Here is a 15,650-nt window from a genome sequence, read left to right as displayed (position 1 = left end):
TCAGTCGATCACCAGCGCCTCGGCGGAACAAAGTCCAAGATCCACAGCGACCGATAGCGAGTGCCTATGTCGGGACCGGCGGCGCGCGACTGTCCTTGCGCGCAGAGGTGCTTCCTGCGCGGGTACGGCCCCCGACGGACGCGCGCAAGGAGCACGGCCGCGCGCGGTTGTTCGGCTCAGCCCGAGGCTCAGCGCCCGAGCGCAGCGACGACGCGGCGGAGCCCGTCGAGGTCCGGCGCAGTGTCCAACGTGAGCTGCCAGTCGGTGCCGGTCCACGGATCGGCCATGTGGGTGCCCGGCGCCACCGGTAGGTGCTGAGCCTCCTGCGAGAGCAGGTCCAGCAACGGCTCGTCCGTCACATCGTCGTCCTCGCCGACGATGATCACCGAAACCGGCTGTGTCGCAGACGCCTCCACGATCCGGATGACGTGCCTCAGATCGTCACGGGTGTAGCCGTGCGGGATACCCGCGAGCACCACGATCCGTGGCGCCGGTGGCTCGGCACCCGGATCCGCGGTCGCGGCCAGGGCGGCGAGATCGACCGCGTGCGCCACGTCGCGCAGCCGGGGTCCGATGTCCGGGATGTCGCGGACGACCGGGCTCGTCACTGCGAAGGACACCACATCGGTGAGGGCGGACAACGCACCGGCCGTGTCGACGACGTCGAGGCGCGCCGCCGGGTGCGCCGCGAGGAGCCGCACCACGAGGGCCGACACGATCGGGGCGGCGGCGACGGAGTCCCCGTCGACCCACAGCGGGCGCCGCAGCGGCAACGGGAGGCACAACGGAAGTGTCGGCGAGTCGCGATCCGGGGCCCCGAGTTCGCCTATCCGCAGCCCGTTTCCGCCGAGACCCGGCCGCTGCCACGCCGGTGCGTCCCACGAGGCCATCGCCGCGGGCAGGGCCGCGCGGACGGCGCGCAGTTCCTCGGTCAACAACGCGGTGTCGGCGGCGTGCCGGGCGCGAGCCGCGGCGATCAGCTCGTCGCATCGCCGATTCGCCTCGGCCCGAGCCTGGTCGGCGGCCGGTCCGGTGCGGCGGGCCGGGTCGGAGACGGCTGCGGACAGTTCCTCGTCGAGCCGGTGCAGTGCGTAGTCGTGTGCGGAGACGAGCGCGGCGGCGGAGCGGGATGCGTCCTCGAAGATCTGCCAGGTCTGCTCCCACGCCTGCTCCGGTTCGACCGGCACCGTCGCCGGGGTATCCGGCGAGGGCGGAGCCGGCTCGTCGTCGACGTCCACTCCGTGCGCGCGGAACAGTTCGGCGAGTCCACCGGCATACCCCTGGCCCACCGCCCGCAGCTTCCATCCGCCGTCGCGGCGGTACAACTCCCAGCAGATCACCGCCGACTCGGCACCGCCGGCGGGCGCGTCGAACGTCGCCGGCCCGGATCCGGGCGGCCCGGTCAGGTCGGTGGACAGCGCGCCCACCGGCCCTCGGTCCGAGGAGACCGCCAACAGCACCGCGGCGGCCTGCGGGCACACCCGGTCGAGATCCACGACGACGGCGTCGCCGGCCAGGTCCACGCCCGGCGCCGCGGGCTGGTTGTAGAACACGGCGTCGGCGGAGGTGCGTACCTGCAGGTTCGTGTCGACCACCAGCGCGCACACGTCCAGCGGCCCCGCCGCGCGCGCCGTGAAGCGGACCCGGCGCGCCGTCAGCGGGGCGTTCTGCCCCGCCGCGAATCTCCCCGTCACGGCGTCAGGACACCAGGAACCGGCCGAGCTGCGGCGCGGCCTCCCCGGGATGCTTGGCCTGGATGCCCTCGCCGATCGCCTGAAGCTTCCAGTCCTGCCCCTGCCGGTACACCTTGGCCATCACCATGCCGGTGAACGGCATACCGCCCTGCATGGTGTAGCGGGCCAGCTCGGCGTTGTTGGTGCCGTCCACCAGCCGGCAGAACGCGTTCGCGACCTGCTCGAAGGTGTGCCCCTTGTACGAGGTGACGATGAACATGACCGTCGTGATGTGGGCCGGGACCCGGGTGAGGTCGACGAGCACGACCTCGTCGTCGCCGGCGCCCTCGCCGGTGAGGTTGTCGCCCTGGTGCTGGACCGAGCCGTCCTTGGACCGCAGCTGGCCGTAGTACGCGACGTCGACGAGGTTCTGGTCGGCGAACAGCACGGCCGACGCGTCGAGGTCGATGTCGGCGGCACGGTTGCCGAACAGACCGCGCTTCGCGATCGGATCCCAGCCCAGCCCCATGCGCAGGTAGGTCAGGGCCACACCACCCTCCTTGCGGAGGGTGACCTTCTGGCCCTTGACGAGGCTGACCGGCCGGCTCTTGGTGAGGCTGACCTCGGGCTGGGCGTCCTGCGCCGGCTGCGGCGCGGAGGCCTGCACGTACGGCTGCGGCGGGGCCGGCTGCTGGTAGGGCTGCTGAGCAGAAGGCGGCGGCGTGGAGTAGGCCGGCGGTACGGGCGGCGCGGCCGGGGCCGACGGCGGCACGGGCTGAGCCGTTTGCGGCGCCGCCGCGGGCGCGTCGTCGACGCTCACCCCGTGATCGGTCACGAGCGCGGCGAACCCGCCCGCGTATCCCTGGCCGACGGCCCGCACCTTCCACGCGCCCTGCCGCCGGTACAGCTCGAGGGCGATCACGATCGACTCGCTGCTCAGCCCGTCGATCCGGTACTCGTAGAGGACGTTGCCCGCGGTGTCGGAGACCCGCGCGGACGGCGGGGCGAAGCGACCGAAGCTGCTCGACGCGTCGTCGAGGGTGATGACCGCGCGCACCTGGTCGATGTCTGCCGGCACCTGGTTCAGCGACACGGCCAGCGACGCGGCCTGCCCGGGAGCGCCCGGCACGAGCCGCACCCCCGGCCCGCTCGGCTGGTTGAAGAAGACGAAGTCGGCGTCGGAGCGCACCTTGCCGTCGGCCTTGACCAACAGGGCGGACAGGTCGGCCGGGGTGGTCAGCTCGAGCGAGACGACGACGTCGGTGGCGGTGAGGGGGCCGTTCTGACCCTTGGCGAGAGATACGGGCACGGGAGGGGTCCTCACTGTTACTGGAAACTCTGTCTTGGGGAACATGGAGCGTCACTGCCACTGTACGAACCCGCGCCGATCCGGGCGTATCGGGCGAACCAGGCCAGGATCTCCTCGCCGGCCCGGATCCCCGTTTCCCGGGTCACCGTCACCGTCGGGTGCCGCCAGTCCAGCGCCTCGAGTTCGCCGTGCCGCGGCCGGATCGCGGCGTCGGCGGCGATCAGCATCTCGGCGTCGAGCGCTCCGTCCCCGGCGGCGAGTACCGCGGCATCCGGGGCGAGCGTTCCGTCGGCGACCAGGCGCCGGCGGACCTCGGCGACGGCCTTGCTCTTGCACACCGCCGACGGCATCGTGTACAGCTTGCGGCCCTGCTGCGAGGCGCTCCACCCGCGGCCGCGGCACCAGTGGTCCCATTCGTCGAGGAACCCGACCGGCTGGGCGGCGACGTCGATCACGAGATAGCAGAACAACTCGTCGGCGATGCGGAACTTGTGCACCCAGTCGTCGGAGACGCGGCGCCGCAGTTCGGCGGTGACCTCGTCGAGTCCGGCGCCCTCGGCGCGCACGCCCGCGTCCACCGCCTGCCGCCACCCGGTGTCCGGCACACCGTCGGCGAGGATCACGCCGCCGTTGCTGGCGATCGCGTAGCGCCACGGTGCGCCGGGCAGCGCGATGCGCCGGAACTGTTCCGGGGTGCGCGTGGTGGTCGGCACCACCACCGCGGCGGCGGCCAGGTCGCGCAGGCGCTGCGCGGACGTGACGGTCAGGTACGACAGGGGCGCACCGTCGTAGTGCTCGACACACACCAGATCGCCGTCGACGACGGGCGATTCGCCCATCGCGGCGCGCGAGTAGATCATCGTGCGGTCGAGGTCGGTCGCGACGAGGGCGGTGGTCACGGCAGATCCTTGATCAGTCCCATGCAGGAATACGCCAGGTCGGGAACCGTTTCGACCGGCACGTCGCGGGCGGCGGCGAGCATCCGGATGTGCGCGTGCTCCTCGGCATCGGCCTCGCGGACCAGCACCCGCCACGGCACGCGCCGCAACAGCACCCGGGTGGTCTCACCGACACCGGGCTTGACGTAGTTGACGGTGGAGATGCCGTACTCGGCCCGTACCCTCTCCACCGACTCCCAGCCCGCCCACGTGGGGGTGCGGTCGGACCGCAGGATGTCCCCGGCGGCGGTGACTGCGGCGTCCCGGTCGCCGAATTCCGCGGCGACGGTGTCGAGGAGGACGGCCGAGACGTCCTCGCCGGCAAGTTCGGCGTAGAACTTGGCGCCGTGGAACTCGCCCGGGCCGATCAGGGTTTCGTTGAGGACGGTGCGTGAGACCAGGCCGGAGACAGTGGAATTCAGGCACGCCGAGGCGATGAGGAAGTCGTCGCGGGTGCCGTAGGTCCGCACGCAGTACCCGGGGTCGGCGAGCACGGCGAGGTCGCCGGAGAGTTCCGGACCGCCCGCGGCCCGGTACTCGGCCAGGGCCGCCGCGAGTTCGCGGGCGATGGCGCCCTTGCCGGTCCAGCCGTCGACGAACACCACCGAGGCCGGATCGTGACGCGCCGTCACGTGGTCGAGGGCGGCGACGTCGATGCCGCGGCCCCGCACGATCGACACCGCGTAGTGCGGCAGGTCCAGCCCGTGGTGCCGCTGCGCCCAGCGACGGATCAGGATGCCGACGGGAGTGCCTGCGCGGGCCAGTGATACGAGCGTCAGGTCCCGGCCCCGTTCGGCGAGCAGCAGTTCGGTGACCGTACCGACGGCGTGGGCGAGGCGCCCCGCCGTCGCGGCGAGTACCTTGTCGAACAGCTCGCGGTAGGCGGCATCGGGTTGGTATTCGATCGGCAGCGTCTCGGCGTAGTGGGCGAGACCCGACTGGATGCGGCGCTCGCGCTCGGCGATGTCGGCCTCGAGGGCGACGTGCGAGAGGTCCTTGAGGAGCCACCGCACCTCGTCCGGGGCGTAGGAGCCGAAGTCGGGTCCGGCCAGCGGAACGGTCATCGTCCCTCCCGGGCGGCGCGCAGCACCGACGGGTCGGTGGCGGGCACGACGGCGACGACCACGTCCTCCCCGGCGGCGGTCAGCACGTCGAGCAGGCCACCGTCGGCCCGGAGGCGATCGGTGTCGGCGGGATCGTCGAGCACCAGCAGCAGCCGTGCCCGTTCCTCCGGCCACCGCGCGTTGTACAGGTACCGCGGGACGTCGTCGGGTTCGGGTGCGATGAAGGTGAATCCGCGCCGAAGGGGGTAGCAGGGCACGTCCCGGACGTACGCAGGGGAGCGGGTGGTGGTCTGGAACCGCGTGGGGATCCCCCGGCGGGCGAGCGCGTCGGCGATGCGCAGCGGCAGGTACATCAGTTCCTCGTGGCCCACCACGACGACCGGCCGTCCCGGTCCGAGGGCGGTGGCCACGGCCTCGGTCGTGTGCTCGATCGCGGCGTCGAAAGCCGCGGTGTCGGTGCGCAGGAAGCCGTGCCGCCCGCCGTCGGGCACGGTCGCCGGCCACGGCAACGTCACGAAATCCACGGAGCCTCTTTGTGAGGCAACGGGATTCATATCCGGATCGGGCAGTGCGGCGACCCGCTCGACGAGCCCGTCGGGAAGGATCGTGTGTCCCGCCGCGAGGCTCACGTGGTCGATCCGGGCGCCGAGTTCGGCGGCCGCCTCGTCGACCGCGCGACGGTGATCGGCGGTGCGCATGTCCACCAGCGACGCGACGACGTACCGGGCGCGGGGATGGTGCCGGTGCAGGGACCGGATCGCGTCGACGGCCGTGGCGCCGGTGGAGATCTCGTCGTCCACCAGGATCAGCGGTGCGTCGTTCGCGAACAGCTCCGGCGACGTCGGCTGGAGCAGGTGCGACGTGGCGTGCGAGTGGCCTTCCTCGAACCCGGCGAAGGTGCCGGCGCCGGGCACGTCGCGCCGGGTGGAGTGCAGGTAGCAGCGCGCTCGCAGCCGGCTGGCCACACAATGACCCAGGCCCGTTGCGGTTTCGGCGAATCCGAGTACGACCGTGTCGTGCGCGGCGGAGCCCAGCAGGTCCGCGACGAGATCGCCGAGCCGGTCACCCGCGCCGATGACCGCGGCCGGGTCGGTGGGAATGTGCTTGCCGAGCACCGTGGAGACCAGCAGGTGTGCGCGACGGGGGTTGCGGCGCAGCCCCGGCACGACGAGGTCCGGCACGGTGTCGCCGGTCGCCGAGTCGAAGTGCTGCAGTTCCAGGCCGAATTGCTCCGTCGCCCAGGGTGACTGCAATCCCGCCGTCACCGGTCCACCAATGCCGTCAGCAGGTCCACGAAAGTGACTCCCTTGTTGGTGACGCCGAACACCGAGGCGCGCAGCAACGTCTGCTGCGCCCAGGTGCGGTGCGGACGCCGCTCGTTCATCTTGTTGCGGTAACCGGAGGCCTGCACGCCACCTGCGTCGCCGCCGAGGATGTCGACCGCGTCGTGGTACTCCTCGTGGGTGACCGCGGACAAGGCGTGCACCGCGGCCACATGGGAGGGATGGATCACGGTCTTGCCCTGGATGCCGTTCGCCCGGTCGAGGGCGATCTCGCGGAGCAGCCCGTCGAGATCCCGGCTGACGAGCTGCTGGCGGAACATCACCGCGTCGTGCTCGGCGAACGGCGTGGCCCGCAGCATCGGGCGGAACATGCGCTCGTGATCGGCGAAGTACTCCCAGACGGGACCGGTGATGACGAATCCGGTGCCGTCGGTGCGGCCGAGGTAGTTGACGACATCCGCAATGACGTCGACGACCACGCGCACGTCGTAGATGGTCAGGTCGCGGTCGCGGCGGATGCCGAACGTGCCGCACATGTCGGTGGCCCCGATCCGTACCGCCAGCACCCGGTCACGGTGCCCGGCGAGCAGTGCCGCGATCTGCTGCAACTCGCCGTCGCGGGTCTGCCGGTGCACCAGCTCGGCGGACTCGAGCACCGGCATCGCGTACAGGTGCTTGCCGAGCCGCTCGGACGCCGCCGCCACCGCATCGAGGAAGGCCGGCCCCGACGCCGCGGTGAACTTGGGCAGAACGAATCCGGTCAACGCGGTGACGCCGGGCCCCAGGATGTCGGCGATGCGGTCGACACCGTCGGGGGTGCGCACCCGGACGAACAGCAGCATCGTCGCGGCCGCGGTGCCGGCGAGCTCGTCGAGGGTGACGACCGCGTTGCGCAGGCCGTCCTCGACCTCGTGATCGGCGACGGCGTCCTCGAGGTCGATCACCATCGAGGCGACACCCTCGCGGGCTCGGCGGGCGATCGTGGCGGTCAGATCCGCGCGGGTGGCCGGGACGTACAGGGTGGCCCCGAGCGCGACGGCGAGCCGATCGCGCTCGTCGGCATCGGAGAATGCCTGCGGCGGATGCAGGAACAGCGTGTCCCGGGTCGCGCGGTCCATGTGGTGGAAATGGTGCATCGTGCGCATATCGGCGAAGGTTCCCCACTCATGCCTCTTCCGTTCGTCCTCTCATTCGTTGCACCACGCCGGCGATGAAGCGCGAAACGGCGTCGAGCTCTCGGACGTACGCCCAGTAGTCGGGGTGTACGCCGGTGAGCGAACCGACTGCCCTGTCGATCCGATCGAGCTGCGCGTCGAGCACCGATCCCCATTCTGCGGTCAACCCCCGTTGCACCGCGAGTTGTTGCGCGTCGCGCAGACGGAACCGTACCTGCTCCACCTTCGCGGCCGGATCACGGCGGACCGCGCGGAGGACGGACAGCCGCTCGGTGACGGCGTCGACGTAGCGTTCCGCCTGGGTGAGCGATGCCCGGGCCGCCGCGGTCAGCTCGAGCGCCTGCTCGGGCCGGTTCCCGGCCGAAGCCGTTCGCGCCGCGGTCACGTCGGCGTCGGCCCGGTCGAGGAACTCGCGGGCGGCGCGCTCGTTGCCGGACAGGTCGGCGGAGCTGGCCGCGTTGAACTCGCGCAGCAGGGCCGAGAACGCCGGCGCCAGGCTCTCGGCGCGGGTGCGGACCGCCGACAGGCGGGTGGTGACGGATGCCACAGCTTTCCGGGCGGACTCGGCCTTGTCCGGCGCCTGCGCGAGGGCGCGACGCAGGGCGATGGCCGCCTCCTCGGCCCGCCGTGCCGCCGTTCGGACGGCGCCGGTTCCCACCGCCGAATCCAGGGCGCGGACCTCCGCGTCGAGCGCGTTCGCCGCGGCCCGCACGGACGGGTAGTCGGCGTATGCGGCGTGCTCGGGCGCGTCCACCAGCGCCGCCGCGGCCTGCGCCTCGGTGCGGACCTGCCGGGCGAGCTGCGGGACGGTCTGTGCCACCGCGACCGAATGCTCGAGGTGTGCGCGGTGGCGATCGTAGAACTGGTCGAGGGTGCGGGTGGCGAGACCGATCTGCTGCAGAGCCTGTTCGTAGGCCGGGGCGGGAGCGAGCGGATCGGTCGGTTCGGTGCGGGCGAGGTGCAGGTACGTCTCGGCCGCGCGGTAACAGGCTTCGCGGACGGGCTCCCACTCGCGGCGCAGCCCGCGCTGCGGCGCGAGTTCGTGCGAGGCCGTGACGCCGGCCTCGGCGACGGACTGGCGGCGGTCCATGTCGAGGAACGCGGCGACCATCGCGTCGTAGGCGCCACGGGCCACCGGATCGTCGGTGCTCCCACCGCCGAAGAGGCGGCGCGTCCATCGGCTCGCCACGCCCCGAATGGTACTGGTCCGCGCGGTTCGGCCCCGTGCGCGCGCCCCGAGCATGGGGCGTCGGCGCGGAACAGCTATTAGGGTGGAGTGACACGCGCAAATCGGGCGTGCCCGCCCGGGCACCTCGTCCGGACCGACAGATCGAAAGGACCCCGCATGGGCGTCAGCTTGACCAAGGGCGGCAATGTTTCCCTCACCAAGGAAGCGCCGAACCTCACCGCCGTGGCCGTCGGCCTCGGCTGGGACATCCGCAGCACCACCGGTGCCGACTTCGACCTCGATGCCAGCGCGATCGCGACCGGCGCCGACAAGAAGGTCGTCTCGGACCAGCACTTCGTCTTCTTCAACAACCTCAAGTCCCCGGACGGCTCGATCGAGCACATCGGCGACAACCGTACGGGCGAGGGCGAGGGCGACGACGAGGTCGTCAACGTCGACCTGAGCGCCGTGCCGGCCAACATCGAGAGCATCTTCTTCCCGGTCTCGATCTACGACGCCGACTCCCGCAGCCAGTCGTTCGGACAGGTCCGCAACGCGTACATCCGCGTCGTCGACCGCGCCAACGGCAACGAGCTCGCCCGCTACGACCTGTCGGAGGACGCCTCCACCGAGACCGCCATGGTCTTCGGTGAGCTGTACCGGCACGGTGCGGAGTGGAAGTTCCGCGCCATCGGCCAGGGCTACGCGTCCGGCCTGGCGGGCATCGCCCGCGACTACGGCGTCAACGTCTGACGTCGCATCCGGATTCCGGATCCGGCCCCCGGCTTCGTCGCCGGGGGCCGCTTTCCTTGGTTCACCGATAAATTGCTGCAGTAGCCACCCTGCACCGCCCCGATCCAGACAGAAAGGCCACGCTTCGTGGTTCTGCGCATCTTCGGCATATCGTTTGCCGTCACCGTCGTCTCCCTGGTGGTCGCCTTCCTCTACGGCGGACCCCAGGCCCTGTTCCTCGCCGCGATCCTCGGCATCCTCGAGGTCTCGCTCTCGTTCGACAACGCGGTCATCAACGCCACCGTGCTGCAGCGGATGAGCGAATTCTGGCAGAAGATCTTCCTCACCATCGGCATCCTCATCGCCGTGTTCGGCATGCGGCTGATCTTCCCGCTGCTCATCGTGTGGATCGCCTCCGGCCTCGGTCCGATCGAGGCACTCGACCTCGCCTTGAACCCGCCGCCGAACGACGCCGCGTACTTCCCCGACGGCAGCCCCAGCTACGAGACCATCATCACCGACGCCCACCCGCAGATCGCCGGGTTCGGTGGCATGTTCCTGCTGATGCTGTTCCTGAACTTCATCTTCGAGGAACGCGAGATCAAGTGGCTGGCCTGGCTCGAGCGTCCGCTTGCGCGGGCCGGCAAGCTGGACCAGCTCGAGGTCGTCACCGCCTCGGTGCTGCTGGTGCTGACCGCCACGATCCTCGCTCCCGAGGACAAGGTCTCCACCGTGATGATCGCCGGCGTGCTCGGCATGATCACCTACATCGTCGTCAACGGGCTCGGCGAGCTGTTCCACATCCCCGAGGAAGAGGAAGAGCCGACGGGCGGGCCCACCCAGCTGGCCAAGGCCACCGGCAAGGCCGGGTTCTTCCTGTTCCTCTACCTCGAGGTGCTCGACGCGTCGTTCTCCTTCGACGGCGTGATCGGCGCGTTCGCCATCACCTCGGACCCGATCATCATCGCCCTGGGCCTCGGTTTCATCGGCGCGATGTTCGTCCGCTCGATCACGGTGTTCCTCGTCCGCAAGGGCACCCTCTCGGAGTACCGCTACCTCGAGCACGGCGCGCACTGGGCGATCGGTGCGCTCGCGTTCATCCTGCTGTACTCGATCGGCCATCACGTGAACGAGATCGTCACGGGTCTCGTGGGGGTCGCGCTCATCGGTGCCGCGTTCGCCAGCAGCATCCGCCGCAATCGTCAGGAGGCGAAGGCGACCGTCGCCGCCTGACCGCACGACTTCGATGGGAATCCTCGATCGGTTCGAGCGATCGAGGGTTCCCATCTTCGTATCCAGGGAAAGGTCTTACCCATGGCAATCGATTACACCCGACCCTCGAAGAACCCCGGCGACAAGCAGGGCGGAGTCGGCCTGAGCAAGATCAGCCTCACCAAGGCCGCTCCGACGGTCGGCCTCGCCAAGTCCGGAGCGGAGCGAGGGATCACCCATGTGAACCTCAACTGGTCCCAGGGCGGATCCCCGACCCCACGGAAGCAGGGGTTCCTCGCCAAGCTCACGGGTGGCGCGACGGGCCGCGGCGTCGACCTCGACCTCGCCTGCCTCTACGAGCTTGCCGACGGCTCCAAGGGCGTCGTCCAGGCCCTCGGGAACAGCTTCGGTGCGCTGGAGAAACCCCCGTTCATCGCGCTCGACGGCGACGACCGGACCGGCGCCGTATCCGGCGGTGAGACCATGCGCATCGACCTGGGCCAACCCGAACGATTCCGGCGGATCCTGATCTTCGCGATGATCTACGAGGGCGCCCCGAACTGGGCTGCCGTGGACGGTGTCGTCACCCTCACTCCGCCCTCCGGACCGCAGATCGAGGTGCGCCTCGACTCGCCGAACAATGGCGCACGCATCTGTGCCATCGCGATGCTGCAGAACACCGGCCGCGAGATCAGCGTCTCGCGGCTCGTCGAGTACGTCGACGGCAGCCAGTCCGACCTCGATCGTGCTTACGGTTGGGGCATGAACTGGGCCCCGGGCCGCAAGTAGCACCATCGCGCCCGATGGTGGCATTCGGCTGCAACGAATATCGGGCCGACAGCGATCCCTTCAGAGGTTCACCCCTTCGGGTGGAACGATGCCGACTACTCAGGGGGTTTGCCGTGACATCTCCGATTCTGTCCAAGGGACAGAACATCACTCTGCCGAGTGACCTGTCGCAGATCGACGTGGTCGTCGGGTGGGTCGAATCGGAGGTCGAGGTCGACGCTTCGGCGCTGCTGCTCGGCTCCGAACGAAAGGTACGTTCGGACGCGGACTTCGTCTTCTACAACCAGCCGGAGTCCGCCGACGGGTCCGTACGGTTCCTCGGCACGAGTACAACCGAAGAAGGAGCGCAGGCGCGGATCGCTGTCGTTCTCTCGGACGTGCCCGCCGACGTACACACGGTGGCGCTCGCGGGAAGCCTCGGTACCGGGAGATTCGGAGACCTGGGCAAGCTCACCCTGCGAGTGGTCGACCCTGCAGGGCATCCGGTGGCGGAGTACGTGACCGCAGATGCGACCAGCGAAGCTGCCTTCGTTTTCGGGGAGATATATCGGCGCAACGGCGAATGGAAGGTCCGTGCTGTCGGGCAAGGATGGGATTCCGGTCTGTCCGCGCTCGCGACGGATTTCGGCGTCGACATCGACGAGGAACCGGGGGGACCGTCGCACGACGCCGGTGACACCGTCTCAGTGCGCGACTCCGCTCACACCGATGCCGGGGAGGCACCGACCGCTCCGGCCGCGGATGTCATCGAGGACCACGCCGGCACATCCGCCGCACCTTCAGCGAAGCGGCGCGGTGTACGAACCACCAGGCGAGTTGTCACAAAGGCGAAGCCGATCGATTTCAAGCTCGCAGAGCACGACGCCTGGCAACCTGCGCGACTCTTCTCCGTAGCTGGAGTGGGTAGCGGCGAAGAGCAGGAACGCAGGGCAACGTCCGCGCTTGTTGCGACTATGCAGGCGGTACGTCCTTTCGCCCGTGCCATCTGTTCCCGAGTCGGGGCGCCGGCAGGTGCGTTCGAGGGTTATTGCGAAGTGCAGTACGCCCAGGGCGAGTCGAAGGTGATTCCCGACGCCGTGCTGAAGGTGTCGCGTGGCGCCAAACTCTGGACCGCGTTGCTCGAGGTCAAGACGGGGAACGGCAAGCTCAGACGGGAGCAGTTGGAGAACTATCTCGATGTCGCGCGGAAGAACAAGTACGACGTCGTCGTGAGTCTTTCGAACGACATTCCTGCCAGTGCGGGCGAGCTTCCCGTCGAGGTCGACCGCCGCAAACTCGCCAAGGTGGCCCTGCGGCATCTGTCCTGGTCGGAGGTAGCGCACGAAGCTCGCATGCTTCTGTCCCACGGCGGTGTCGACGATGCGCTGCAGGCGTGGATTCTCGGTGAGTTTCTTCGCTACCTGGACCACCCCCGGTCCGGTGCGGCCGAGTTCGTCGACATGGGACGCCATTGGGTTGGGGTCCGAGATGCCGTCGCGTCAGGAACTTTGCGTGCGGGCGACAAGAAGGCGGCAGCAGTGGCGGACACGTGGGTGTCCTTGGCGCGGCATCTTGCGCTTCGTTTGACCGCTGAATTGGGAGTGACGGTCAAACATGTTCTACCTCGGCGATACAACAACGACCCGAGTGCACGAAACGCCTACTTCGCAGAAAAGCTGGCGTCCGAGGGGACTCTCGAGGCCCTTCTCCGTATTCCGGAAACAGCCGGTGATCTCGTGGTAGTGGCCGATCTCCGCACCAACCGTGTCCGCTGCCGGACCACCATCGATGCTCCTGACGAAGGCACTTCGGCACGTCGATTGTCCTGGTTGCTGAGGCAACTGAAGGACGCACCGGGTGATGTCCAAGTGGAAGCAGTCTTCTCCGAGCGCGGAAACGAAGCCTGCGAGCATCTCGACGCCGTCCGTGCCGATTCCAAGATCCTCACCGAGGGGAGGGACGGCCGGATCGTCAGCTTCACCCTTCAGCAGGGCTTCCCTATGGGAGGCCGACGGTCGGGAACTGCCGCCGGATTCATCACCAGCGTGACCTCTTCCACCGACTCGTTCTATGCCGGTGTCGTCCAGCCCCTGAGGGGGTGGGTGCCGGCTGCTCCCAAACCGGCACCTCTCGGCGAACCGGCTGCTTCCGAGCTCGAATAGGCCCGGGGGAGGGCTCGCCCTACCGGCGGGCCCTTCACCGTTTCGCGGACAACTCGCGCAGCAGCGTCTCTGCGTCGGCGAACGCCCGCGCCCGTCGCACGACGGTCGGCGCCGCCGGCGGATGCCCGTCCCACCCGTGGAACAGCGTGCTCAGGCTCAGGACGATCCGCTCCGGGTGGATCCAAACGCCCCACCGGACGAATTCGGGATCCCGCACCAGCTGCCGGGCCGCCTCGAGCGGCCCGGCGCCGCGCGCGTACTGTTCCCGGCCGGCCTGCTCGAGCCACACCCAGTAGGCGCGCAACTCGCGGATCTCCGCGGGTCCGCACAGCGGCCCGTGACCGGGCACGTAGAGGTCCGCGTCCAGGGCCAGCAGCCGGTCGATCGCGGCGAGCCAGTTCTCCAGCGGCCCGTGCCACAGGATCGGGGTCGAGCCGATGAACAGCAGATCGCCGGCGAACACGATGCCGGCGTCCGGCACGTGCGCGATGAGGTCCCCGGCGGTGTGGCACGGCCCGAGGCGCTCGAGCTGGACCGGACGTTGCCCCACATCGAGCCGCAGGATTGTGTCGAAGGTGTGGTCGGGCAGCCGAGGCGATCGCAGCGGCAGGCGGGCGCCGCCCGGCACCCGGCGCATGTAGGCGGCCGCGGCGCCCAGCATCCCGGGCAGCGCGGCGAGCGGACGTCCGGCCGCCGCGAGCGCCGCCACCGCGGCGGGAGGGAGATCCTCGCGCATGCCGCGCAGCGCGGCCGCACTCGTCGTGATGCGAGCCGTCGCCGGAAGCGTGTCGTTGCCCCACCAGTGGTCGCCGTCGGAATGGGTGTTGACGGCCTCGGTGATCGGTGCCCGCGACACCAGCGGCTGCTGTGCCTCGGCGATCCGCCGCGCCAGCCGCGTGTCCCACGCGGTGTCCACGACCAGCGACGCCGTGCCCGCATCGACGACGAGACCGGTGTTCGCTTCTCCCCAGCCGCCCGGCGTCCGTACAACCGCCCACACCCCGTCGCCGATCTGCGTCAACCCGCCGTCGCCCACCGTTCGCCCCCCGTCCGCAGTGGCGGTGAGTCTAACCGCACGAGCCGGACCGTGGTTTGCCCCCGGCCCGGCCCGGGAACGCGGTATGAATCGCACGGACGGCGTCACGAGCGAAGGGGATCCCATGGGAACGACGGTTGCGGTCACCGGTCCCACCGGCGAGATCGGCAGGGCCGCGGTCGCGGCCCTCGAACAGGACCCGCGCATCGACCGGATCCTCGGCATGGCGCGAGGCCCGTTCGATCCTGCCCGGCAGGGCTGGACCAAGACCGAGTACCGGCAGGGCGACATCCTCGACCGCGGCGCCGTCGACGCCCTGGTCGCGGAGGCCGACGTCGTCGTGCACCTGGCCTTCGTCATCATGGGCTCGCGCGCCGAGAGTCACCGGATCAACATCGCCGGGACCCGCAACGTCTTCGAGGCGACGGTTGCCGCCGCCCGGCCGCGGCGTCTCGTGTACACCTCGTCCGTCGCCGCGTACGGATACCACCCCGACAATCCGACCCCGCTCTCCGAGGACGTGCCCACGCGTGGCTCGCACGAGCACTACTACTCCGAACAGAAGGCCGAACTCGAGCGGGTGCTCGACGAGGTCACCCGCGGATCGGACCTCGAGGTGTTCGTGCTGCGGCCCTGCATCGTCGCGGGGCCGCACGCGACCGCCCTGGCCGATGCCATGCCGTGGCGGCAGGTCGCCGCGCATCTGCCCGGGGCAGTGCGGAAGGCTGCCGGCGCCCTGCCCCTGCCGCGCCCGGTGTTCCCGGACCCCGGTCATCCGCTCCAGCTCGTGCACCACGACGACGTCGCGAGTGCCGTCGTCGCCGCCGTGACGTCCGAGGGGCCGCCCGGCGCGTACAACATCGCCGGCGACGGGGTGGTGTCGCTGTCGGACGTCGCGGCCGCGCTCGGCGCCCGGCCGATCCGGGTCCCGGCGTCGGTCGCGACGGCCGCGTCGGCCGTGGTTGCGCGGCTGCCGTTCCTGCCCTCGATGGTCGAGTGGATCCACACGGGCCGCACGTCCGTCGTGATGGACACGACGAGGGCCCGGACGCAGCTCGGCTGGCAGCCGCGCTACACGAGCGCCCAGACCCTCGCGGCGCTGGCGAGCGCGGTGGGTGGCGCCCGGTAGC

At 70.2% G+C, this 15,650-nt stretch carries 13 protein-coding genes; 5 read left to right on the top strand and 8 right to left on the bottom strand.

Annotated elements, in window-relative coordinates:
• Positions 1 to 188: 188 nt before the first annotated feature.
• The 7 genes from ISO16_RS15575 to ISO16_RS15545 are packed head-to-tail and all read right to left on the bottom strand — an operon-like array spanning position 189 to position 8,553.
• Positions 189 to 1,694 (bottom strand): TerD family protein, encoded by a 1,506-nt coding sequence (locus tag ISO16_RS15575; RefSeq protein WP_072636564.1) that lies wholly within the window; start codon positions 1,692 to 1,694, stop codon positions 189 to 191.
• Positions 1,695 to 1,698: 4 nt separating this feature from the next.
• Positions 1,699 to 2,982, bottom strand: a complete 1,284-nt coding sequence (locus ISO16_RS15570; RefSeq protein WP_139310924.1) for a TerD family protein — start codon at positions 2,980 to 2,982, stop codon at positions 1,699 to 1,701.
• A gap of 17 nt (positions 2,983 to 2,999) precedes the next feature.
• Complete coding sequence (locus ISO16_RS15565) at positions 3,000 to 3,842, bottom strand: HAD family hydrolase (protein ID WP_072636613.1); 843 nt, start codon at positions 3,840 to 3,842, stop codon at positions 3,000 to 3,002.
• A gap of 35 nt (positions 3,843 to 3,877) precedes the next feature.
• Positions 3,878 to 4,984 carry a cysteine protease StiP family protein gene (locus ISO16_RS15560; protein ID WP_006941747.1) on the bottom strand — a complete coding sequence of 369 codons (1,107 nt, stop codon included), beginning with the start codon at positions 4,982 to 4,984 and terminating at the stop codon, positions 3,878 to 3,880.
• Positions 4,981 to 6,249, bottom strand: coding sequence for a phosphoribosyltransferase family protein (locus tag ISO16_RS15555; RefSeq protein WP_072636562.1), 1,269 nt, complete (start codon positions 6,247 to 6,249; stop codon positions 4,981 to 4,983). The genes ISO16_RS15560 and ISO16_RS15555 overlap by 4 nt, the downstream gene beginning before the upstream one ends.
• Entirely contained in the window at positions 6,246 to 7,403 is a 1,158-nt protein-coding gene (locus tag ISO16_RS15550; protein WP_072636612.1) for an HpcH/HpaI aldolase/citrate lyase family protein, read from the bottom strand. Before ISO16_RS15550 ends, ISO16_RS15555 begins: the two co-directional genes overlap by 4 nt.
• Positions 7,404 to 7,431: 28 nt before the next feature.
• Entirely contained in the window at positions 7,432 to 8,553 is a 1,122-nt protein-coding gene (locus tag ISO16_RS15545; RefSeq protein WP_072636614.1) for a hypothetical protein, read from the bottom strand.
• Between the two features lie 234 nt (positions 8,554 to 8,787).
• Here ISO16_RS15545 and ISO16_RS15540 point away from each other — a divergent pair, with 234 nt between their 5' ends.
• The 4 genes from ISO16_RS15540 (at position 8,788) to ISO16_RS15525 (ending at position 13,484) form a co-directional block, all read left to right on the top strand.
• Positions 8,788 to 9,363: a TerD family protein gene (locus tag ISO16_RS15540; RefSeq protein WP_006941734.1), complete on the top strand. Its 576-nt coding sequence runs from the start codon at positions 8,788 to 8,790 to the stop codon at positions 9,361 to 9,363.
• 126 nt (positions 9,364 to 9,489) lie between these two features.
• Positions 9,490 to 10,575: a DUF475 domain-containing protein gene (locus ISO16_RS15535; protein WP_006941733.1), complete on the top strand. Its 1,086-nt coding sequence runs from the start codon at positions 9,490 to 9,492 to the stop codon at positions 10,573 to 10,575.
• Between the two features lie 81 nt (positions 10,576 to 10,656).
• Positions 10,657 to 11,343: a TerD family protein gene (locus tag ISO16_RS15530; RefSeq protein ID WP_072636561.1), complete on the top strand. Its 687-nt coding sequence runs from the start codon at positions 10,657 to 10,659 to the stop codon at positions 11,341 to 11,343.
• A gap of 113 nt (positions 11,344 to 11,456) precedes the next feature.
• Entirely contained in the window at positions 11,457 to 13,484 is a 2,028-nt protein-coding gene (locus ISO16_RS15525) for a TerD family protein (protein ID WP_072636560.1), read from the top strand.
• 34 nt (positions 13,485 to 13,518) lie between these two features.
• On the opposite strand, the gene ISO16_RS15520 is transcribed toward ISO16_RS15525, so the two are convergent.
• Complete coding sequence (locus ISO16_RS15520; RefSeq protein ID WP_072636559.1) at positions 13,519 to 14,520, bottom strand: MBL fold metallo-hydrolase; 1,002 nt, start codon at positions 14,518 to 14,520, stop codon at positions 13,519 to 13,521.
• Positions 14,521 to 14,644: 124 nt separating this feature from the next.
• Between ISO16_RS15520 and ISO16_RS15515 the strand changes: the two genes are divergently transcribed.
• Positions 14,645 to 15,649: an NAD-dependent epimerase/dehydratase family protein gene (locus tag ISO16_RS15515; protein ID WP_072636558.1), complete on the top strand. Its 1,005-nt coding sequence runs from the start codon at positions 14,645 to 14,647 to the stop codon at positions 15,647 to 15,649.
• The last annotated feature ends 1 nt before the right edge of the window (position 15,650 follow it).

The sequence above is a fragment of the Rhodococcus sp. M8 genome, from assembly GCF_015654185.1.
Lineage (GTDB): Bacteria > Actinomycetota > Actinomycetes > Mycobacteriales > Mycobacteriaceae > Rhodococcus > Rhodococcus aetherivorans.
This window is presented reverse-complemented; position numbering and strand designations above follow the sequence as displayed.

Excerpts from the sequence above, each read along its gene's own strand:
- ISO16_RS15515 (WP_072636558.1), top strand. The coding sequence starts at position 14,645 with ATGGGAACGACGGTTGCGGTCACCGGTCCCACCGGCGAGATCGGCAGG.
- ISO16_RS15530 (WP_072636561.1), top strand. The coding sequence starts at position 10,657 with ATGGCAATCGATTACACCCGACCCTCGAAGAACCCCGGCGACAAGCAG.
- ISO16_RS15565 (WP_072636613.1), bottom strand. The coding sequence starts at position 3,842 with ATGATCTACTCGCGCGCCGCGATGGGCGAATCGCCCGTCGTCGACGGC.
- ISO16_RS15550 (WP_072636612.1), bottom strand. The coding sequence starts at position 7,403 with ATGCACCATTTCCACCACATGGACCGCGCGACCCGGGACACGCTGTTC.
- ISO16_RS15540 (WP_006941734.1), top strand. The coding sequence starts at position 8,788 with ATGGGCGTCAGCTTGACCAAGGGCGGCAATGTTTCCCTCACCAAGGAA.
- ISO16_RS15545 (WP_072636614.1), bottom strand. The coding sequence starts at position 8,553 with ATGGTCGCCGCGTTCCTCGACATGGACCGCCGCCAGTCCGTCGCCGAG.
- ISO16_RS15560 (WP_006941747.1), bottom strand. The coding sequence starts at position 4,984 with ATGACCGTTCCGCTGGCCGGACCCGACTTCGGCTCCTACGCCCCGGAC.